This is a genomic window from Enterococcus sp. 5H, assembly GCF_028128615.1.
GTDB lineage: Bacteria > Bacillota > Bacilli > Lactobacillales > Enterococcaceae > Enterococcus_L.
The window spans coordinates 1-21,566 of the sequence record NZ_AMDP01000017.1; the positions used below are offsets into that span (position 1 = coordinate 1).

Annotated in this window: 16 protein-coding genes; 12 read left to right on the top strand and 4 right to left on the bottom strand. The window is 35.3% G+C overall.

Features of this window, described 5'->3' with window-relative positions; translation table 11 throughout:
* Nucleotides 1–783: glycosyltransferase family 2 protein (locus tag C240_RS04700; protein WP_271491684.1), on the top strand; the 783-nt coding region annotated here is incomplete at its 5' end.
* A gap of 107 nt (nucleotides 784–890) precedes the next feature.
* Here the strand turns inward: C240_RS04700 and C240_RS04705 are convergent.
* Nucleotides 891–2,006, bottom strand: coding sequence for a hypothetical protein (locus tag C240_RS04705; protein WP_271491687.1), 1,116 nt, complete (start codon nucleotides 2,004–2,006; stop codon nucleotides 891–893).
* 169 nt (nucleotides 2,007–2,175) lie between these two features.
* Between C240_RS04705 and C240_RS04710 the strand changes: the two genes are divergently transcribed.
* The 4 genes from C240_RS04710 (at nucleotide 2,176) to C240_RS04725 (ending at nucleotide 8,214) form a co-directional block, all read left to right on the top strand.
* Nucleotides 2,176–3,423: a competence/damage-inducible protein A gene (locus C240_RS04710; protein WP_271491690.1), complete on the top strand. Its 1,248-nt coding sequence runs from the start codon at nucleotides 2,176–2,178 to the stop codon at nucleotides 3,421–3,423.
* A gap of 107 nt (nucleotides 3,424–3,530) precedes the next feature.
* Complete coding sequence (gene recA / locus C240_RS04715; RefSeq protein ID WP_271491693.1) at nucleotides 3,531–4,580, top strand: recombinase RecA; 1,050 nt, start codon at nucleotides 3,531–3,533, stop codon at nucleotides 4,578–4,580.
* A gap of 257 nt (nucleotides 4,581–4,837) precedes the next feature.
* A complete protein-coding gene (rny, locus tag C240_RS04720) occupies nucleotides 4,838–6,394 on the top strand; it encodes a ribonuclease Y (RefSeq protein WP_271491696.1) in 1,557 nt (518 codons plus the stop codon).
* A gap of 170 nt (nucleotides 6,395–6,564) precedes the next feature.
* Nucleotides 6,565–8,214, top strand: a complete 1,650-nt coding sequence (locus tag C240_RS04725) for a peptide ABC transporter substrate-binding protein (RefSeq protein ID WP_271491699.1) — start codon at nucleotides 6,565–6,567, stop codon at nucleotides 8,212–8,214.
* A 292-nt stretch (nucleotides 8,215–8,506) separates the two neighbouring features.
* Here C240_RS04725 and C240_RS04730 read toward each other — a convergent pair whose 3' ends face one another.
* Genes C240_RS04730 through C240_RS04740 form a run of 3 tightly spaced genes read right to left on the bottom strand, consistent with a single transcriptional unit; the run spans nucleotide 8,507 to nucleotide 12,362 of the window.
* The gene (locus C240_RS04730) at nucleotides 8,507–8,845 is read right to left on the bottom strand and encodes a hypothetical protein (RefSeq protein ID WP_271491702.1); all 339 of its coding nucleotides are present in this window, start codon (nucleotides 8,843–8,845) and stop codon (nucleotides 8,507–8,509) included.
* Nucleotides 8,823–10,268, bottom strand: coding sequence for a helix-turn-helix domain-containing protein (locus tag C240_RS04735; protein WP_271491705.1), 1,446 nt, complete (start codon nucleotides 10,266–10,268; stop codon nucleotides 8,823–8,825). The genes C240_RS04730 and C240_RS04735 overlap by 23 nt, the downstream gene beginning before the upstream one ends.
* A gap of 30 nt (nucleotides 10,269–10,298) precedes the next feature.
* On the bottom strand, nucleotides 10,299–12,362 hold the full coding sequence (locus C240_RS04740) for a MucBP domain-containing protein (protein ID WP_271491708.1): 2,064 nt from the start codon (nucleotides 12,360–12,362) through the stop codon (nucleotides 10,299–10,301).
* Nucleotides 12,363–12,826: 464 nt separating this feature from the next.
* On the opposite strand from C240_RS04740, the gene C240_RS04745 reads away from it, so the two are divergent.
* The 7 genes from C240_RS04745 (at nucleotide 12,827) to C240_RS04775 (ending at nucleotide 21,372) form a co-directional block, all read left to right on the top strand.
* Nucleotides 12,827–13,510 (top strand): response regulator transcription factor, encoded by a 684-nt coding sequence (locus tag C240_RS04745; RefSeq protein ID WP_271491711.1) that lies wholly within the window; start codon nucleotides 12,827–12,829, stop codon nucleotides 13,508–13,510.
* A 182-nt stretch (nucleotides 13,511–13,692) separates the two neighbouring features.
* The gene (locus C240_RS04750; protein WP_271491714.1) at nucleotides 13,693–13,986 is read left to right on the top strand and encodes an LPXTG cell wall anchor domain-containing protein; all 294 of its coding nucleotides are present in this window, start codon (nucleotides 13,693–13,695) and stop codon (nucleotides 13,984–13,986) included.
* Nucleotides 13,983–14,825, top strand: a complete 843-nt coding sequence (locus tag C240_RS04755; protein ID WP_271491717.1) for a WxL domain-containing protein — start codon at nucleotides 13,983–13,985, stop codon at nucleotides 14,823–14,825. Before C240_RS04750 ends, C240_RS04755 begins: the two co-directional genes overlap by 4 nt.
* A gap of 46 nt (nucleotides 14,826–14,871) precedes the next feature.
* Nucleotides 14,872–15,690, top strand: coding sequence for a WxL domain-containing protein (locus C240_RS04760; protein ID WP_271491720.1), 819 nt, complete (start codon nucleotides 14,872–14,874; stop codon nucleotides 15,688–15,690).
* A gap of 69 nt (nucleotides 15,691–15,759) precedes the next feature.
* Nucleotides 15,760–16,947, top strand: coding sequence for a DUF916 and DUF3324 domain-containing protein (locus C240_RS04765; protein WP_271491723.1), 1,188 nt, complete (start codon nucleotides 15,760–15,762; stop codon nucleotides 16,945–16,947).
* Nucleotides 16,853–17,491 (top strand): hypothetical protein, encoded by a 639-nt coding sequence (locus tag C240_RS04770; protein ID WP_271491726.1) that lies wholly within the window; start codon nucleotides 16,853–16,855, stop codon nucleotides 17,489–17,491. Before C240_RS04765 ends, C240_RS04770 begins: the two co-directional genes overlap by 95 nt.
* A 47-nt stretch (nucleotides 17,492–17,538) precedes the next feature.
* Entirely contained in the window at nucleotides 17,539–21,372 is a 3,834-nt protein-coding gene (locus C240_RS04775) for a SpaA isopeptide-forming pilin-related protein (protein ID WP_271491729.1), read from the top strand.
* The last annotated feature ends 194 nt before the right edge of the window (nucleotides 21,373–21,566 follow it).

The following is a 21,566-nucleotide window of genomic DNA, read 5'->3' on the forward strand; positions in this document are numbered from 1 at the left end:
CATAAAAAAGTACAAGCAGTCACCGGTCATATTAATGCCAGAAACAAAAAAAGTTCCTTGCTTTCTTATTTATTAGATATGCGTTATGATAATGCCTTTCGTGTGGAACGTGCTTCTCAATCGGTTACCGGGAATATTTTAGTCTGTTCAGGTCCGATTAGCTGTTATCGCCGTGACGTTGTCATGGATAACTTGGATCGTTATTTGAATCAAACTGTTTTTGGGGTCCCCGCTCATGTAGGGGATGATCGTTGCCTAACCAATTATGCGAATGAACGTGGAAAAACAGTTTATCAGGAAACGGCTAAATGTATTACGGATGTCCCGGAAAAAATTGGTGTCTTTCTAAAGCAGCAAACGCGCTGGAGTAAATCCTTTTTTAGAGAAAGTTTTATTTCAATGAAACTGATCCGAAAAAGACCCCTGGTTTTTGTTTGGTCAATCACGGAAATTTTATTGTGGATCATCTTTTTAGGGGCTGTGTCCTATAATATTTTCTGGCACTTTGGTGATTTAGGTGCGAAGGATTGGTTGTTCTTTTTACTCCTAGCCTGCCTATCGGCTTATGCGAGAAATGTGCATTATATCTTTAAAGATCCTGTCTGTTATTTACTCGCACCGGTGTATGGCCTTTTCCATTTCTTTACGATTCATATTGTTCGAATGTATGCCCTTTTGACATTGAGAATCAATAAGTGGGGAACACGGTGGAAAAAACGAAATAGACATAATATAAAAAGTATAGAGAATACTCAGTTTTTGCAGGTAAAAAAAGCTTGGTGAATATGAGGATTTTTATCTTCTAGTTGTACTAGAATAGATGTAAAAGTTAAAAAGACACAAACAAATCTTCTAGTTAAGAAGTTTGTTTGTGCCTTTCATTGTCATTTTTAGTAGCATTTAGAACAAGGGGTTAAACCTCTTGCTTGGGCTTCTTCTAAAGTTGCAGGAGTGTAAGTACCATTTCCACATTTCCGATTATGATATTTACTTCCTGTAGCGGTTACTAAAACCATTTCTCCAGTTGCTTGAGCTTGTTGTGCTGCGGCTTCTTGCTCAGCGTTTTTTTGCGCTTCTGCAAGTTTTTTAGCTTCTTCTTTTTGAGCTGTTAGTGTTTGCTTAATTTTATTTGCTCGGTTGGTAAATTCTTCATTTCCGTTGGGGATTTCATTAATTTTAGCAATTGCTTCATTGTAATGTTCATCACTAGGTTCTTGCTCAGCTTTTTCCACTGCTGCACGAGCTGCTGCAATTTGTTTTTCAGTTGTTTCTTTTTCCGTAATTTTATGTTGAACAGTAGCTAATCGTTTACTCAAATCAGCTTTATTTAATGTTGCTTTAGCAACTAAAGCGGTAGCAGAGTCTAAGTTTTCTTTTGTTTGTTTTGTTTCGGCTAGTTCAACAGCTTCATAGATAGGAACGTTGTCTTTAACGATGGCTAAGCGTTCTGTAAGATCTGCCTGCTCTTTGGTTAATGAAGTAATGAGGGTCGCAGCTTCATCATAATTCTTTCTAGTGGGTTTACTTTCCGCCAAGGTTAAAGCTGTTTCTGCTGATTCTATGGCCTCTTGATCTTGTTTTTCGTCATTTAAAAAGGCAACAAAGGCTTTCGATGGTTTGACCTCAACTGTCTCAGCTTTATCAGCATCACCGACTGAAGCAACAAACGTTAGTTTTTTTGTCTGATCATTTTTTAAAGTTACTTTGTAAGTGAAGTTACCATCTTTTGTTTGAATTTTTTCTCCATCAACAGTCAGTTGACTGTTGTCATTCGTTTTTCCTGTAATTGTTGCGACGCCTGAGGTATTTGTTTCGATTGCCTGTTTATCTATTTCTAATTTTGGGGAAGATGTGGATAAACTAACTGCTCCAACTGCGATAATGAAACTAATACCTGTTATCAGTAAAGGGCGTTTCTTTGATTGTTTCGTAAATAAAGCTCGTATTGATAAAATAGCACCTATAATAATACCTAAAAAACTTAAAATCCCAATAAACGCTGCCATAATTCTTTAACTCCTCCTTTTTCTTTATTAAACAAATTGTACCATATTATTAATCATATGATAATCATTTTGTTGATTTAAAAAGTCTTTTTGAAGCTTTAAAAAAAATTCTTGTGATAAAATGAAAATAAGAACCGTTTTCGTATACTTAATAGAGAAGAGGAGAAAAATGAAAGCAGAGATTATAGCCGTTGGTACAGAGTTGTTACTAGGTCAAGTTGTCAATACAAATGCGACTTTTTTATCAGAAGAGTTAGCTGATTTAGGAATTGAAGTATATTATCACACTGTTGTTGGGGACAATCCATCACGATTGAAAAAATTATTGACTGAAGCCCAAAAACGGAGTGATTTAGTCGTTTTATGTGGTGGTTTAGGACCAACAGATGATGACTTGACTAAAGACACAGTTGCAGAGCATATTAACCACTCATTGATTCAAGATGAACAGGCACTTGCTAAGCTACATGAGTTTTTTACTTTTTCAAAAAATAAAATGACGGAAAACAATTTAAGACAGACGCTGATGATCGATGGAGGAATAGGTATTCAAAATCCAACAGGACTTGCTGTAGGAACCTTAATTACCGAAAGTAGAACTACCTATTTGCTATTGCCAGGTCCGCCTAATGAGTTAAAACCTATGTTTCAGCAAAACGCACGTCCTTTGTTAAAACAGCTTTTTCCACAAAAAGAACAACTAATTTCAAGAGTTCTTCGTTTTTATGGTATTGGAGAGTCACAATTAGTTACTGATTTGAAGGAACTAATTGATACACAAACGAATCCAACTATCGCACCATATGCTAAGCCAAATGAAGTAACGTTACGACTAACAGCAAAGACAGCAGATAATGAACTAGGTCAACAGTTGCTAAATGGCATAGAGACCCAAGTTTTGGAAAAAGTTGGGGAATTTTTCTATGGGTATGGTGATGAAAACAGCTTAGTGAAAGTAACGGTAGATCAGTTGAAAGAATCTGGTAAAACAGTTTCTGCTGCAGAAAGTCTAACTGCGGGTCTTTTTCAAAGTACATTAGGAGATGTTTCTGGTGTTTCTGAAGTTTTCAAAGGAGGTTTTGTGACATATTCGGCAGAGACAAAAGAACAATTTTTAGGTATTGACCATGAACTGTTAGAAAAAGCTGGTGTTGTTAGTGAAGCCTGTGCAATTGCTATGGCAGAACAAGCGAGAAAATTAGCTAATACAGATTTTGCTGTTTCATTCACAGGTGTAGCAGGTCCAGATGAGTTAGAAGGGCAACCAGTAGGAACTGTTTGGATTGGTTTGGCAGAAAAAGGAAAACCTGCTTTTGCAGTGTTGTGTCACTTTAATCGGGATCGCAGTTATATTCGTCAAAGCGCTGTGATGAAAGGATTAGATATGATTCGTAGAGCAATTAATAAGAAAAAATAAAAAGGCGAATGTTTGTTCGTTTTTCTCTTGCTTTTTTTAAATAAACCAGTTATGATATATTTATTGAAAAAGAACTTAAATCGTTTATATATAAGGAGGATTATCGATTGGCAGATGATCGTAAAGTGGCTTTAGATGCCGCACTAAAAAAAATTGAAAAGAACTTTGGTAAAGGTTCCGTAATGAAATTAGGGGAAAAAGTTGACCAGCAAATTTCTACTATTCCGAGTGGTTCACTAGCATTAGATGTTGCTTTAGGAGTAGGTGGCTATCCTCGTGGGCGGATTGTTGAAGTCTACGGACCGGAAAGTTCTGGTAAAACAACTGTTGCATTGCATGCGATTGCCTCTGTTCAACAACAAGGCGGTACAGCAGCATTTATCGATGCTGAGCATGCATTAGACCCGCAATATGCGCAAAAATTAGGTGTAAATATTGATGAATTACTACTTTCACAGCCTGATACTGGTGAACAAGGATTAGAGATTGCTGATGCTTTGGTATCAAGTGGTGCCATTGATATCGTAGTTATTGATTCGGTTGCTGCTTTAGTACCTCGTGCCGAAATCGACGGAGAAATGGGTGCAAGCCATGTAGGTTTACAAGCACGTTTGATGTCACAAGCCTTACGTAAACTTTCAGGATCAATTAACAAGACAAAAACAATCGCGATCTTTATTAACCAAATTCGTGAAAAAGTTGGTGTTATGTTCGGTAATCCTGAGACAACTCCAGGAGGGCGTGCACTTAAATTTTACGCTACTGTTCGTTTAGAAGTAAGAAGAGCAGAGCAATTAAAGCAAGGAACAGATATCATTGGTAACCGTACAAAGATCAAAGTTGTTAAAAATAAAGTTGCACCGCCTTTTAAAGTAGCTGAAGTAGATATTATGTATGGTCAAGGAATCTCTCAAGAAGGAGAATTACTTGATATGGCGGTTGAAAAAGATATCATTGATAAAAGTGGTGCTTGGTATGGCTATAAAGAAGAGCGTATTGGTCAAGGACGTGAGAACGTTAAGATCTATATGCAAGAACACCCAGAGATGGTTGAAGAAGTTTCAAAACGTGTTCGCGATGCATTTGGTATCGGTGATGGGACAGCCGTCGTTGAAGTAGAAGAAGGGCAAGAAGAACTTCCACTTGACGAAGAATAATCTAATTTTAAAAGCAATTCAATGAAAGTCATCAAGGCTTTTCATGGATTGCTTTTTTTATACAATCGAATCTTGTTGTCAATCGAGGCTCTTTAATCCAGAAAGGGCTTTTTTGAGTTGACACACTGAGATACAAACATTAGAATAAAGTTGTGTGTAAATACACGTATGCAAGTAGGCATATTGATAATTGATTATAGTTTATCAGAAAACTACATGAATATTGAAAATTTGAAGATAGTATGGAGGTGGAAACAATGGGTTTAGAAATTCTCCTCGCTATCATCGCGTTAATTGTTGGTCTTGGTTTAGGGTTAGTCGTTGCAAAATCACGTCATGAAAAGACTATAGATGGTGCAAAAAATTCCGCTGAAGGCATCATTGAAAGTGCCAATAAAGAAGCGGAAACTCTAAAAAAAGCGGCTTTATTAGAAGCTATGGAAGAGAACCAGAAGTATCGATCAGAAATTGAAAGTGAGTTGAAAGAAAACAAAGTAGAACTTAAATCTCAAGAAAATCGTTTACTCCAAAGAGAACAGACATTGGACCGTAAAGATGATACTCTTGAAAAACGTGAAAACTCACTGGAAGAAAAAGAAGAGAAACTTGGTGCTAGACAGCAATTAATTGATGAGCGAGAAAAAGTTGTAGAAGAACTGGTTGAAAAGCAACACCAAGAAATAGAACGTATTGCTTCACTATCAAAAGATGAAGCAAAAGATATCATCATGAAATCAACTGAAGAAGAATTAAGTCATGAATTGACTGTAATGGTTAAAGAATCTGAACAACGCGCAAAAGAAGAGTCAGATCGTAAAGCTAAAAACTTACTATCTCTAGCAATTCAACGTTGTGCTGCTGATTCGGTTTCTGAAACAACTGTTTCTGTTGTCAGTTTACCAAACGATGAAATGAAAGGTAGAATCATTGGTCGTGAGGGACGAAATATCCGTACGTTAGAAACTTTGACTGGGATTGACTTGATTATTGACGATACACCAGAAGCTGTTGTTCTTTCAGGATTTGATCCTATCCGTAGAGAGATCGCTCGTATGACTCTTGAAAAATTAATTCAAGATGGTCGAATTCATCCTGCTCGTATTGAAGAGATGGTTGAAAAATCTCGTAAAGAGATGGACGAACGAATCCGTGAATACGGTGAGCAAGCTGCCTTTGAAGTTGGCGCTCACACATTACACCCAGATCTAATCAAGATTTTAGGTCGTTTACGTTTCCGTACAAGTTATGGTCAAAATGTATTAAACCATTCCATTGAAGTTGCTAAATTAACAGGTGTTTTAGCTGCAGAATTAGGTGAAGATGTTCAGTTAGCTAAACGTGCTGGATTACTTCATGACATTGGTAAAGCGCTAGACCATGAAATTGAAGGTTCTCACGTGGAAATCGGTGCTGAATTAGCGGCGAAATACAAAGAGAATGCTACAGTAATCAATGCGATTGCATCCCATCATGGTGACATCGAAGCAACATCAGTTATTTCTGTATTAGTTGCTGCAGCGGATGCTTTGTCAGCTGCAAGACCGGGGGCTCGTAGCGAGTCTATGGAAAACTATATTCGCCGTCTAGAAAACTTAGAAAATATTTCTAATGGATTTGATGGTGTGGAATCTAGTTTTGCTGTACAAGCAGGACGTGAAGTTCGTGTGATGGTTAAACCAGATGAAATTACTGATTTGGAAGCTGTTCGTTTAGTTAGAGATATTCGCAAGAAGATTGAAGACGATTTAGATTACCCTGGTCATATTAAAGTGACGGTAATTAGAGAAACACGTGCAGTAGATTATGCAAAATAAGTAAATAAACGTAAAAGAAGCACAACCATCAGGTTTGTAGCTTCTTTTTTTCTTTAAAATTAGAAAAAATTCAGAATATTTTTACTAAATCCCTCGTAGTGTTTTAATTGCCTTGAACCTATAACTTTGTTATATTCTTTATAGCTTTTAATAAATTGGGGGTTTTTTATATGAAATTAAAGAAAAGTGCTCTATTAGGCTTAGTAGCTTTATCAAGTCTAGCTTTAGCAGCCTGTGGAGGCGGCTCCAAAGATACTGGCGGTTCAGGAAGTGAAGAAAAAGTATTTAGATTTGTAGAAAGACAAGAAATGCCAAGTGCAGACCCATCATTAGCAACAGATGAAGTTAGTTTTGTTGCATTGAACAATGTTTATGAAGGAATTTATCGTCTAGATAAAGATAGTAAACCTCAACCAGCTGGTGCTAGTGAAATGGCAGAAGTTAGTGAAGATGGTTTAACGTATAAAATTAAATTAAGAGAAGATGCTAAATGGACAGATGACAAACCTGTTACAGCAGCGGATTTCGTTTATGGATGGCAAAGAACTGTAGATCCGGCAACAGGATCTGAATATGCTTATATGTTTAACTCAGTGAAAAATGCTGAAAAAATTTCTAAAGGTGAAATGAAAAAAGAAGAACTTGGAATCAAAGCAATTAGTGATTATGAATTAGAAATCACATTAGAAAGAGCAACACCGTTCTTTGATTATTTGTTAGCATTCCCATCGTTCTTGCCACAACGTCAAGATATTGCCGAAAAATTTGGTAAAGACTATACAACGACTAGCGACAATGCTGTATACAATGGTCCGTTTACATTAACTGATTTTGATGGACCGGGAACAGATACTAGTTGGTCATATACAAAAAATGATAAATATTGGGATAAAGATACAGTGAAACTAGATAAAGTTTCTGTTGATGTGGTTAAAGAAGCGCCAACTGCATTGAACTTGTTCCAAGATGGTCAAGCTGATGATGTCCCATTATCTGGTGAATTAGCACAACAAATGAAGAGTGATCCAAATTACATTATCTTAAAAGGTGCAGCAACATTCTATCTTGAACCAAACCAAAGAGCAGAAGATTCTCCTTATCGTAATGAGAACTTACGTAAAGCTTTATCTTATGCAATTGATCGTAAAGCTTTAGTAGATCAAATTCTTGCCAATGGTTCAACAGTCCCTCTAGGCTTGGTACCGGAAGGTTTAGCAACTAACCCGGAAACAGACGAAGATTTTGCCAAAGAAGCTGGCGATCCGATCGTTTATGATGTAGACAAAGCCAAAGAATCTTGGGAAAAAGCTAAAAAAGAACTAGGTATCTCTACTTTATCTGTAGATTTATTGATCGATGATACTGATAATGCGAAGAAAATGGCTGAATACTTACAAGGTTCATTATCTGACACATTGGATGGCTTAAAAGTATCAGTAAGCCCAGTACCATTTTCTGTTCGTTTAGATCGTTCAAACAAAGGCGACTTTGAAATTGCTGTTAGTGCATGGGGAGCAGATTATGCAGACCCAAGTAGTTTCTTAGATTTATTTACAACAGATAACTCTTACAACAGAGGTCACTACTCAAACGCTGAGTACGATAAATTAGTTGAAAGTGCGGCTACTACTAATGCAAACAATCCTGAAGCACGTTGGGATGACTTGCTAGGTGCAGAAAAAATTATCATGGATGATATGGGCGTTGTTCCATTGTACCAAAAAGCAGAAGCACGTCTTCGTTCTGAAAAAGTTAAAGATGTCGTGTACCACTCAACTGGTGCTAAATATGACTTTAAATGGACATATATAGAAGATTAAATAGAAGCAAAAGAGCTAAAACAAAAACGTTTAGCTCCGAGAACCAAGTAGGTACTATTTTACATCAGTTCGTATCTTACTGTGTTTCATAGTAATTTCCGCTTATTTCCGAAGGATCTGCTTTTTTCTCGCTGTTTATTCGGATCTAGTGAGTGAAACAAAACTGATCTTTAGTTTTGTCCCACTCACTTTGATGTGATCGGAATGAAGTGGAGTAGCTGCTTTTTATTCGTATTTAAAAAGTGCACCAAAACTTTTTATTAGTTTTGGTGCACTTTTTTGTTGATAGTTATTACATGTGAGTAGATCCGAAAAGAAAAACTCCTGAAACTTCGCGCAATATTTCAGCATATTGCGTTTTTTGTTTTCTTACGGGAGGCGTGATTACTAATGGTGTTTTTGTTGTAACCATTTGTGAAGGCAGATTCATTGTTCTTTTGCGATAAACGAAAACGACTTCTTGCGGTTCATCTGTAAATACGCCTTCTTGGACAATAGAGTCATTAACTAATTCCCAAAATTGGCGTTCCTCTTCTTTTGCATAGTAAACTATCGTTGTTGGTTGGATAACTAATAAAAGAATTAGGAAAATAGTTAATGTTAATAAGTTAAAAGACTTCATTTTTTTCATTTTCAACCTCTCTTAATTCAATGACTAAATCAGCAAATTTTGCCCAGTCTGACGGAGTAGGTGGCTGCTTCCAAATAATTTGTTGGCACTGAGCTTCTTTCAAACGATAATCCGATAAAGAAATATGTGTATCATTATTGAATTTTTTCTGAATCGTGATATTTAAATCCCGAAAACGGAGCAAGCTTTGACGAATATACTCTGAATAGGCTATTCCATGTGAAAAATCTATATAAATATTGATAGGTTTACCCAGTTGAGCAGGTTCTAAGAGAGACAACGTTGAAAATATTATGTCGTAGTAAAGTTTTGCTTGATCGCTTTTAGAAAGTTCCAGCGATAAAAGAAATTGCTCTTTACGAATGAACTTTAAAATCAATTTATGTAAAGGGAAATAGACTTCGGCAAAATAACTATAGGCAGCTGTATCAACAAAAGTAGTGTAGCTTTGTTTAAATATGGATAGTCCTAATAGCTTTTTTAAAAAGGCTTGATATAATTGATTTTTTTGTGTATCTGTAATTTGAAATTTGGTTGTTAAACGGTCAATTAATTCCTGTGCAGCAGCTTGGTTTTTTGTAAATAGGATTTGGTTAATCTCTAAATCAATGTCGAAAATATCTGATACGTATAGAAAAAGTAGTAAATAGTTTGTTTCTTTAAAATTCCCTGTCGGCTGCTCCATAGTAGGATGAAGAGCTGTTTCAATCATTAAAAGCTGCCGATGATAAGTCAATTGAGTTTTCTCGTTGATTGAGCAAAAGTCTTCCTTTATAGTGTGTCGATTTTTTATTCTGATTTGGATGATGTGGATAAATAAAGCTAGTTTATTTTTTTGGAAAAACGTTAATTCTAAATTGAAATAGTTTGTTAATTGCTGAAGCAATAATTGAGCATTTTTTTCACTTTCTTTAGAAAAAGGAAAAGCTTCACCGAAGTAGAAATAAGCAATAATATCAAAAATAATAGAACGAACTTTCATTTCATCGCCAATCAATTTATTCTTTTGAACGGTGATACGTTCTTTTTTCAGATGAGACAACACTTTGTTACGTATTTGATAAAGTGTTGTTTTAGCGATGTGTTGTTCATCTTGGAATTTATTTATCGTTTTTTCTTCTATTAAAACTTCGACAAAAAAACGAAATTTCAATGATCGTTGAGCGTAACAATGCTGAATTTTTTGTATTGTATCGTTTGAGATTGGCTGATAGATCAACTCATCATATAACTCTTCGGAAATAGCTAGTTCAGGATATTCCGTGTTTAATTCTGCAATGTACTTTTCCAATAAAAATTTGGATAAACCAGTTAATTCGATTAACTTTTTTTGTGTTAAAAATTGATCGTTATACAGTTGCAAGGTCATTAATAATTGTAATTTGTCACGGTCTTCATCCTCTAAAAAATTTAAATATTCCATTTAATCTCCCCTTAAAGGTCAATCCTTCGTTTATTTCATTAATTCCTTATTGCTTTTGGCAGTTACTTTATAAGAAGCACCAATTTCTCCTTTTAGAGTGCGTGAAGTAGCTAGTTCATTTCCCTTATCATCTACAAATTTTACTGTAACTGATCCTGTTTTGTAGTTGTTTTTTTTAGTTTGCTTATAATCTGTTTGAGCTTCCTGCAATGTGCTGGGCAATATTGTCTGGATAAGAGGTTCCCCACTAAACTGTTTTTGATCTACTAACTGAGAAATAGAATTAGATTCAGAGTGAGAGTTTTCTCCAAATTGTGAAAACGAAGCAACTGGAAGAATCCCTGAGCGGTTATAAATATAAACAAGTGTTTGTGGTTGGGATGTAAAAAGTCCAGATGTATTTTCAGGTTTTTTGTTCAGTTGCCAGTGGTTAATTTGTTTTGGTGTTGTATCAAAAGGAGCATCGATTCTTCCCGTTAAGACATCTGAATCTGCTAGTCTATGACCTTCATCGTCAAGGTAATGAATTGTTACAGGTGCCCCAAAGGCCTTTTCATAAATGTATACGACTTCTTGAGCAGTTTGCTTAAAGCTGCCAGCTTCATTAGTCGGAGTTGTTTTTAACATCCATTGATTAATTTCTTTTGGGACAGTTTTAAATGGTGTATCGATTTTTCCTGAAAGAGTAGTTGACGGTTCGATTTCTGTGCCAGTTTCATCTAGATATTTAACAGTAACAGGAGCACCGAGAGCTTTTTCGTAAGTATACGTCACGGTTTGCGGAAGTTGAGAGAAAAAACCGACCTCATTATCCGGAGTTGTTTTTAAAATCCAGCCATTAATTTCTTTTGGCGCCGTTTGAAAAGGTGTATCGATTTTTCCTGTCAAAATAGTTGCATTGTCTATCTCTATACCAGCTTCATCTAGATATTCGACAGTGATTGGAGCACCTTCTTCAGGTTCGTCAATAACGTTAAACTGTTGGAGATAAGTCCCAGATGAAATCGAATAAAAACTGTAATTTGCTGGTGATTGATAGCTGCCAGCAGGATTATTGATTCGAGAGTTATATTCCCAATTGGATAAATTTACATACTCATCCTCTGTAACATCCGATACAGTGATTCCTTGGTCGGTAATTTGCAGTCGGTTTTCCGGTAAACGAGTTCCATTAAATTCTAATTGTGTTTCATTTGACGAGTTAGAAGTTGTAAAAGGTGGAACATATCCATCAAAATTTGTCATGCGATTGGGCATCAGCGTAAAAGGTAGAAAGACTGTCTGTGTTTCAGCATCATAAGCTAAATCAGTACGATTAATAGTCATTGGCGGATTTGCTCGCCCGGTATTTTGCCCAAATGCAGCTAAATCATTCAAAACTGGAAAATCATTGATAACAGTGAAATCAGTAATACCGCAGAACTGAACAGAAATAGATCGTAATTTTGGCATTACTTTTAGTGGTTCTAGAGTCGTAATGAACATATTTGTATCTAAGTATAAGCGTTCTACTTGGCTTAGCTGGGCAAGTTTTGGCAATACGTCATTATCTAATGAGGCGTTACTGGCAGAAATATGTGTGATTCCGTTGGCACTTAGACTTAGATCAGGAAAATTAGACGAATTTAGGTTTTTTCCGCTTAAGTTTACGTAAACCAGTGAAGAGAGTTTTTCCAATGGGCTAAAATCGGTTACGCCACTGGAACTTAAATAAAAGTCAACTAAGTTTATAGCATACTCTAAACCAGATAAATTACTGATTTTTGCTGAATTTTCCGCTGTGATTTGTAAAGAAGTCAGTTTTGCCATGTCTTCCTTTGTTATTTCACTACCTAAAGGTTTACCTAAAGTTGATAAAATTACTTTTTTAAAGGTCTCATCAGGTATTGTCACGTTATCTACATGTGTTTCTGTAAGGGATACATTAACGGAAGATGACGGTTTTATTGAGGAAGACTCGGTGTGTTTGATATCTGCAGTACTTGTTGTTGTGTTTAGCTGATCGTCGGCAGTTGCTATCATGATTGAATGAGCTGATATATAAATACCAACGCACAACATGGAGGGAAGGATTACAGTTCTTATTTTTTTCAATTTATTGCACCTCTGTAAATAAAATAATGAAATATAAACATAATTATATGGTTCGATATGTGTGTGTTTATTCGAATTTCAAACTATTTTAATATTTTTAATCTAACTGTTTATGTATATGGTTTTTTATTTAAATAATAATTTTTTCATCTGTAAAATTTAATCACTTTATATTGTGAATGTACAGCATAAATAGAAACCAACTAATATAGTACACTTTTTATCAGTTAACTTCCATAATAATTAGTGAATTTTTTCTTTATTTTTTATTAATTCCTTAAAAATTGTGAACTTTCGCAATAAATCAAAAAAGATTCTCCGGATGTATAATTGTTTTTTTTCTTGAAATGAAAGAATATTAATAATGTGAAATAGATATAAATTTGATTTATTTTTACGATAATTTTAATGAAGATATGTTGCTTCAGAAAATTTCACTATAAAAATGATTAGGAGAGAATAGTATGAGGTTAGGGATAATTGATACAGAAAATAGTATAAGCGAGCAATTTTTCACCAACCAAACCTCGGCTCCCATACTAAATAGTAAAGAAGTAGTTGAGAAAAATGACTTGAAGAATTTAGATGCGCTATTAATTTGTAAAAATCAAGTTTTTGGTATGAGAGAAGTGTGTGAATGGGTTATAAAAATGAAGATGTACAAAGATGTGCCGATATGGGTAGCTTCTTCTGAAAAGCAATTAGAAGAAAAAAATGTGTATCTGCAGTTAGGTGTTTGTGGTGTGTTTGAAGGCAATTACTCTATTGAAGAAATAAACCTGGCTATTAGTAATAATTTAAATATTATGAAGAATGACTCACAAGAAAAGATCGAGAAGAGTGAATTTTTTTTGTTAGACCCGTTGAAGTTAAGCCTTTTTATTGGAGAATCAAGCATTCCTTTAACCAGACTAGAGTATGTCCTTATGGAATTGCTTTATGAGCATAAAGAAGAAGTTTGTACCTATGAAATGCTGGCTGAATCGCTTTTAGGAGGACAGTTTGAATTGTTAGGTGAAACAGGACAAAGCAGAGTAGCAAATGTCATTTGTAAAATTCGCTCGAAGTTATCTCAAGCAAGTGAAGGCAAGCAAGATGTGATTAAAACAATCCGATCTCGAGGGTACATGTTGACCTTATCTACTTAATCTAAAAAATTGAGAGGGGGTGAACGAAGTCGTCTGGCGACCTAAAAGCAAAGATACAGATCCCTTCAAGTTGAGTGGCTGATTGTTAAAAAAGAGTATCACTTGCAAAAATCGTTGAAAGAAGACCCACTTCAAGTTCACAGGTGGAAAAGGTCATTCATTAAAACAGAGGGGAGGCAATTATGAAAAAATTCATTTGGTCTATTATTTGTTTGTTTCTCCTATTTACTCCATTTTTAGGGATAATAGCAGAAGCCTCTGGGAAAACGCAATCTGATATTACTTTTATTCAAGGAGATAAGCCTAAACAACCTATTATTGATACTATTTTTGATGGGGGTAAAAAAGGCATATTACCACACACAGGGGAACGGCAAAATTTATATTTGCTAATTGTAGGAGTTTGTCTTTTGATTGTGCTTTTCATAGGCATTCAAGTAAAAAAGAAAAAAACACGAAAGAAGGAACAAGAATGAAAAAGAAATTACTAGTAGGTTTATTATTAAGCGGCTTAGCGCTGAGCTACTCAGCAACTAATGTATACGCGGAAGAAAGTTCAGCTAAAACAAAAGCTGAAACTGAATTTACAGCGGGGGATCGTCCTGATCCATCGAAACCAGAAGAAGGTCCTAAAGATCCTAACCCAGTTGACCCTGATCCAGATCCAGAAGACCCATCAAAGCCGAAACCTTTACCAGAAGCTGGAAATGTGTATGTCACTCATTTACCAGACATTTCTTTTGGAACGAATAAAACCGAGTTGAAAACAACAGAATACAACGCTTTAACAGAGAAAAGAACCAAAAATCAAGGGGCTGAAACGTTCTATATGCCTCATTCTGTTCAAGTAGCCGATTTATCAGGTAATAGTGAAACAAAATGGAAATTAAGTGTACAGCAAGATGATGTCTTCAAGACAAGCGGCACAACAGCGCAACAGCTAAAAAATTCACGTATCCGTATTTATGGTAATACGTTGACAAGTACAGCGTATGCAGCAAGCGATTTAGCGGATAAAGTTGCAGGAGTAGCGTTGGATAAAACAGATGAGTTCGGCACATATTCTACAATTCCAGTCGCAAGTGATAGCCAAGATGAATTAGTCGTTTTAGAAAATAAAACACCTGGATTTACACTAAATTCTTATACGTCTTCGGTTTTTGCTAATAGCTACATTGAAGAAGACTACGATGCAACGAAATCACCAACTGCTGAACGTTATGAAGGTGTTAAGTTGAATGTACCTGCTAGCGATCAATCTCAAGCAAAAGCATATTCGACTAATTTAACGTGGACATTAACAGTAGAACCATAAAAGGACTCATTCTATTCTAATTACAGTGAAAACAAGGAGCGAGAAAATGAAAACAACAATGAAGAAAATTGTAGGATTAAGTTTAGTAACAGTGGGAGTATTAGGATTTTCTCTGCCAGTAGCGGCTGAAACAGGAGCTGTAAAAACAGATGGAAAAGCTTCATTTATCCCTCAATCAGGCGATATTAACGTTATTAAACCGGGTACAGACGAAAAAATTGAGATTGTTGATGGAAACAATGAACGTGTAACAGTGGAAAACATTCAGTTGATGCATGTACCAGACTTTGATTTTGGCAGTAACGAAACAAGCGTAGATACAAAAAACTATGATGCAATTTATGAGCACTATCAAAAAACAGGGGACACAACAAAATATGCAATCCCTCACTTTGTTCAAGTTGGTGACGTTTCTGGTGTTCAAGGAACAGCGTGGGCAGTAACGGTTGAACAAGATGCTTTATTTAAAGAAACTGGTGGACATTCATTAAGAGCTTCTCGTATTAATATCTATAACCAAGCCTTAACAAATAACGTACACACTGGCAATGTAGCAGAGGTCGTTACTGGTTTAACGATTCCAAGTGATTCATCTGTTCAAATCCCTGTAAAAGATGTGGACTCAACAGGAACAGTAGCTGTTTTAACATCAAAAGCAGGTAAAACAGATGAAACAACTACAAACGGAACGATCAGTTCAGTCGTTTTCCAAAAAGATTACGACGAAGCAAATTACGGAAAAACTGATTCTCCAGCTTTAACAGATAAAAATGCAGATGTAAAACTAAATGTACCGCAAAGTGATGGGGTACAAGCAAAAGCATACAGTGCTAAATTAAATTGGACATTAACGGTTGGACCGTAACATTTAGTGTTTTGTTGGCGGAAAGTTCTTTGCGAACTTTTTGCCAATTTAGTTAGAAAGGAAAAGTCTATGAACGTACTAAAACAATTAAAAGACTGGAAATGGCAGCTATTTTCGTTGTTATGTGTGATCTTCTTATTACCTATTTCCACTGCTCAAGCAGAAGAGATTCCTATTTCAGTTAAAGCGATTTTACCCGACAATCAAGTCACGGCAGATGCAGGATATTATGATTTAAAAGTTGAACCAGGTTCTAAGCAAGAACTATCTTTTCAGCTATACAATCAAGGAGATAAAGACGCTACAGTTAATATTGATATCAATCCTGCTTATACAGGTGACGGTGGTTCATTTGTTTATACCGAAAGTGATGCCAATAAAGACTCCTCGATGAAATATTCGTTATCCAGTATTGCTTCCTCAGAACAAACGGTAAGTATTCCGGCAAAAGGAACCACAATTACCAAAGTAAAATTGGAAATACCAAGCGAACCGTTTGAAGGTTTAATTTTAGGTGCTATTCGTGTTACAAGCGCTGATGCAGATACAGAGAAAACAGAAGAAACTAAAAAAGGCTTTAACATTTCCAATAATTTTGCTTATTCTGTCGCAATCCAATTGAGAGAGACAGATAATTTACCTGAATCAGACTTAGTTTTAAAAAAAGTTTTTGCCACACAAGTTGCTGGGCGTAATACTGTTAAAGTAAATTTACAAAACCCTACGCCAACAATTATTGACAATGTTTCATATGAAGCTTCTATTAACAAAAAAGGAGACAGTGCGCCATTACATGAAACAAAAGTCAAAGGCTACCGAGTTGCTCCGAATACGAATTACAATGTGCCAATCAGCTGGGAAAATCAACCTTTTGCAGCAGGTGCTTATGTAGCAAATATCAAAGCAAAGTCTGAAGATACAGGACAAGAATGGTCTTTTCAGCAAGAATTTGTTATCAGTGCAAAAGAGGCCAAAAAGTTAAACGATCAAGCAGTTGATCTAGAAAAAGATTATTTACCCTACATTTTAATTGGAGCAGGTGTGTTTCTTGTTCTGGTGATTCTTCTAATCATCTTGTTGGTAGTTTTATCCAAAAAGAAGAAAAAGCGCAAAGAGCGGGAAAGAATAGCACGCCTAAAAAAAAGGAAAAAGGGAAAAGAGCATGACAGAAGAACAAATAACGAAAAACGAAACAACCGACCAAACGGTAAACAATCTACTTCTAACCGAGGAAATGTTAAACGAAAAAGAACATAAACCGATTCTCTTTTATATTGTTTTAGTACTATTACTTTTCATCATTACTATTGGTGGAATTGGCGCTTATCTAAGTTATCCATTTGCCCAAAAAATTAGTGGAAATTGGGTCTCATCTGATCAAACGATGAATTTATCTAGTCAAGGTCAGAATTGGGAACTAGCCTTTCCGAATTATCAACAAACGAACGGTTTAACACTGATCTATACAGGCGTTTGGGAAGCCGCTGGTGTCAACAAATACAATGGTAGCAAAGTTGGAATGCTATCAAAAATTGATAAGTCTTTATTTTCAGATGAAGAGATCGCAGCTCTGCAAAAAAAATCAGAACTCTATACTATCAAAACGCAAACAGATAAAGAACTAACATTGAAATACACTAAAAAAGGGATAGAACAAATTCAATCTACAACGGATTTAAATTCCATCGTACATATGACGCTGGAAAATCTTCATTGGGATAAGAAAAAAGAGAAACTATATCTGAATAGTCGCTACTTTTCCAACGAACGGATTGAGTTTACACTTAAAAATGAAAAATAAACAGTGTTGTTGCAAAATGTACGATACGAAGGGAGTGAATAGCTGAAATGAAAAGAAAAAAGTATATTCTCTCTTTAATAATTGTAGGGATTAGTTTAGTAATCGGTCTGATCGCGGCTACTTCCGTTAATTCTAAAAATCGTCTTCAAGCAAAAGAAATACAGGCGACTAGTGCCATTACAGATAATATTTTTCAATCAGTTAGAATTTTAGTTCCAGCAGAAACTAGTCGGGTATTGGAGCAAGAAGATTATCTTAAAAATGATTCAGAAGTAAAAGTGACGATGACGTTCAAATTTACAAATAAGGATTACAAAGTTGGAGATACGTATGAAACAACTTTGCCTGAAGGACTCACTTATGTTCAAGTCATTGAAGGCTCGCTGAGTGATACTGCAACTTATCGGATTGATCCTACAACGAGAAAACTGACACTGACAATGGTCAAAGACGTTCAATCAGCAGAATATAAGTTAGATTTGACAACAAGAATCAAGTTCGACAGTACTAAAAACTCAAAACAAACAATGCTTTTTGAGACACAAACACCGACAAATTATATTTTCCATTTGTATGAGCAAACATCACCCCAATATAGATACGGTAAAACCTTCAATAAAGAAGGTGAAGAAGATAAATTAATGCCCACAACGGGTGGACAATTTGATACACTAAATATTAATTATGCCCATGCAGACTTAGCTAAAGCTAATCTCGAAGTATCTGTTCCGAAGAAAGTTTTACCAAGTTACTGGAGCGATGGCTATGTCGATGCAACTCATGATCTTGAATCGTTTCAATATTATACTTATGAAACAATGATTGATGGAACTCAAGTAGGTGAAAAAAAAGAACTAAAAATTAATGAAGATTTTGTCATTATCAAAAAAACAGAAACAACTTACCAAATCCAGTTTAAAGAAAGATTTCATGAAGCTTTAGAAGTTTCAGGAGGAGAAATAGATTTTGGTTACTCTGATTTTAATCCGATTTCAAATGGGAGGAGTGGGTCAGTTACTTTTCCAATAACCTTTATGGTATATCCAAGTGCAACTTCGACTAGTTTTCTTTCGTATGGACGCTTCTCAGTGAATTTTTTTGTGGTTGAATTAGGCTATTTGGGACTAGGTACAATTATTGCAGATACGAATGTAAAAGAGAATGAAATGATCGTTAAAACACCAGTTTATATTAATGGAACGAATCAGGATTTGAAAAAAGGGGACACCTTCAAGCTGACTAATGAGGGGAATCCCGCGTTAGTAGCAATCAATACGAAGTTATCTCAAGAATACAAAGTTACATTTAACGCAAATGGTTCAATTGTTGAAGGGAGCAAAAGTGTTCTTAAAAATTGGGAAATCACTAGTGATGCATTTGGCGAAGTAACGCTGACTTATCTAGGTGAAGATACAACCGAAACATTTGGTTTAGATCTTTATATGGGGATGGATGAAACAGTCACAACGCCTTATAACAGTAAATTTGTTCTATCAGGAAACGGTTATCAAACAAATGGAACAACTACTTTTAAAGGGCAAGCAAACAATATCAAAAGCGGTAGCTTCAATACAGATAAGAATGTTATTACATGGACCGCTACAATTAATTCTCTTTATCAAAAAATAACGAAGATCACAGATACTTTTGGTGAAGGTGTAAAAGCTGGAACATTAAAAAATATAAAAATTAGTTCGGTAGAATTCGGTAAAAATGGCGCAAAAAAAGATTTGATTGAAGGAACTGATTACGAAGTGATTGATTCGAGTGATAGCTTTGAAATCAAATTCTTAAAGGAAGTTAGAGAAAAACTCACTATTTCTTATGAAACAGGAGTAGACTTGGCAACGATCGATCAAAAATATTCACGAGCAACGAATACCATTACACCAAAGCTTGTGTTTGATTCATCAGTAGAAAAAGAATTTCCTACGCTGGGATCTGCCTATATACCAAGCTATCTCACGACTAACTCAGCTTTTCTACTAGGTAAAAATAGTTATAGTGGTACAACTGAAAAAATCAAAGAACAACCAGTGAATCAAGTGAAATTATTGATTAATCCAGCTGGGGCAAATCTTAGTAATAATGAAGTTGTTATAAATTATAAAAGCTTAGATGTATCGATTTTAGATAAAAAATTTACAGTCAATAAAATCAAGCAATTTTCAACAACTGAATATGGTAACTTGTTGCCAGATGAAGAAATTACGTCAGAAAATGAAGAATATCCAGAAATAATTGTAGAAGATAATCAAATTCGTGTGAAAAATAAGAAACTAACGCAGCCAATTATCGTGAGCTTTACTTTAGCCAAAAATAATTATTATAATGCGGCTTCTGATTATGTCGCGATTAATCAAACCAATGATAATTTTGATCCAGTTAATTCTAATTCTCAAACACTTTACTTCAATAATACCTTAGCTAAAAGTTTTACACTAAAGACAAGTGAAACCTACGCTAATATTGGTGAAGGTACTTTGACAGTTGATAAAAATAATGGTTTTGCTTTAATTAAAGGAACTAAAATTAGTTTTGCAACAATCATTCCAGCTAATGACTCCAAGGAACTTCCAAGTTTAAGAGAAATTACAGATGGAGCTGGGAATCCCTTGCCTGCTTCAACGGTTTCTGTTAGTGGAGGAGGCTATTCTGACTGGTCGATCACGATTAATGACGATAGTTTAAAAAATGGCTTAATCGTAAAAATGAAATGGACATTTAATACTAGTGGGAGTAAATCATATTCAGGCGGCAGTTCCAGCCATCCTTATACGAATTCACGGGGTTCTATAAGTACTCAAAGTTATTTATACTATAGTTGGTCTGGGAAATTTGATATTGATAATTCCGGAGCTGGCGGTGAAGGAAACCTTGTTTTAAAAGATGTAACGATAAATATGGTAGATTCGGTTACAAATAAAGCTTTAGCTGGTGCAACCTATGAAATTTTAGATAAGAGTGGTAAATTAGTAGATACAGTGACCTCAAATACTAATGGACAAATCTTACTGAAAGACTATGTTGTCACCAACTACACATTAAAAGAAATCAAAGCACCGGATGGTTACCTCTCTAATGACGAGTATAACGAAGCAGGAAAAGAAATTACGTTGACACCTACTGGAGAGAATAAGCTGACAATTCCATATATTAAAGAAGGTAAAATTATTGTTCATTTTACTTATCAGGATGGCACTGATATCGAAACAGTTACGCCAATTACTTTAACAGGTGGCAATGGTTCGATAATCAATCTAAAAGAACAAGCAGCTGTAACCGATCAAATTGAGCAATTGAACTTAGAAAGCTCTGATTTCCGCTTCTTAAACTATGATTCAGGAAAAGCTGGTGGAACAGAAACAGCGGTAACGATTCCTTATGATACGGAAGCAGTTTATTATAAGTATGAAGGTTTGTTGTCGCTAAAAGTCCCTGAATTATTAACATTTGAGACTGGTTTTGTTTCTCCTTTCAAACAAGTTCTATCTTATGAAAATACAAATGATTTTGAAGTAGCGTTGAGAGATAACCGACAAATCACTAGCTCGGCAACAACAAAACCAGAAAAAACTAGAGGAAATATTCGACTGAATGCATTCTTGTCCAAAGAGTTTACTACTCAAGAAAACAAAGTGCTGAAAAATGCCCGCTTGATTTACCAAAACGGTACAGAAGATATTATTTTAAATGGTACTGGTGGAGAATTGGTAAACAATAAACAGGATGCGGGAAATGCAGCTAAGAAAGATTTCAATTTTATCTTAGATACGGCAGAAACTAAGAATCAGGGGTTTAAATTAGAAGTTCCTGCTAAAGGAACCTTGGCGGATGAATATACAGGAGAAGTTACCTGGGAGATTATTCAAGAACCGTAAGAAATAATCATAAAAATTAAAAAGTACCATAAAGCAAAAACTCAAAAAGTTTAGCTTTATGGTATTTTTTTGATACTGGACTTTATTTTGAGTAATTGGGAAATCATCGTGGTGACTACCTTTTCACGAAGACTATTACAATCACATAATTAAGGAATAGCAATCGAGTTTTTCTTTTTTTGAAAGTATTTTAC

What these genes read in the sequence shown, in the direction of transcription:
- C240_RS04705 (WP_271491687.1), bottom strand. Translation starts at nt 2,006, where the DNA reads ATGGCAGCGTTTATTGGGATTTTAAGTTTTTTAGGTATTATTATAGGT.
- C240_RS04760 (WP_271491720.1), top strand. Translation starts at nt 14,872, where the DNA reads ATGAAAACAACAATGAAGAAAATTGTAGGATTAAGTTTAGTAACAGTG.
- C240_RS04770 (WP_271491726.1), top strand. Translation starts at nt 16,853, where the DNA reads ATGACAGAAGAACAAATAACGAAAAACGAAACAACCGACCAAACGGTA.
- C240_RS04745 (WP_271491711.1), top strand. Translation starts at nt 12,827, where the DNA reads ATGAGGTTAGGGATAATTGATACAGAAAATAGTATAAGCGAGCAATTT.
- C240_RS04730 (WP_271491702.1), bottom strand. Translation starts at nt 8,845, where the DNA reads ATGAAAAAAATGAAGTCTTTTAACTTATTAACATTAACTATTTTCCTA.
- C240_RS04750 (WP_271491714.1), top strand. Translation starts at nt 13,693, where the DNA reads ATGAAAAAATTCATTTGGTCTATTATTTGTTTGTTTCTCCTATTTACT.
- C240_RS04710 (WP_271491690.1), top strand. Translation starts at nt 2,176, where the DNA reads ATGAAAGCAGAGATTATAGCCGTTGGTACAGAGTTGTTACTAGGTCAA.
- C240_RS04765 (WP_271491723.1), top strand. Translation starts at nt 15,760, where the DNA reads ATGAACGTACTAAAACAATTAAAAGACTGGAAATGGCAGCTATTTTCG.
- C240_RS04775 (WP_271491729.1), top strand. Translation starts at nt 17,539, where the DNA reads ATGAAAAGAAAAAAGTATATTCTCTCTTTAATAATTGTAGGGATTAGT.
- rny (WP_271491696.1), top strand. Translation starts at nt 4,838, where the DNA reads ATGGGTTTAGAAATTCTCCTCGCTATCATCGCGTTAATTGTTGGTCTT.
- C240_RS04725 (WP_271491699.1), top strand. Translation starts at nt 6,565, where the DNA reads ATGAAATTAAAGAAAAGTGCTCTATTAGGCTTAGTAGCTTTATCAAGT.
- C240_RS04735 (WP_271491705.1), bottom strand. Translation starts at nt 10,268, where the DNA reads ATGGAATATTTAAATTTTTTAGAGGATGAAGACCGTGACAAATTACAA.
- C240_RS04755 (WP_271491717.1), top strand. Translation starts at nt 13,983, where the DNA reads ATGAAAAAGAAATTACTAGTAGGTTTATTATTAAGCGGCTTAGCGCTG.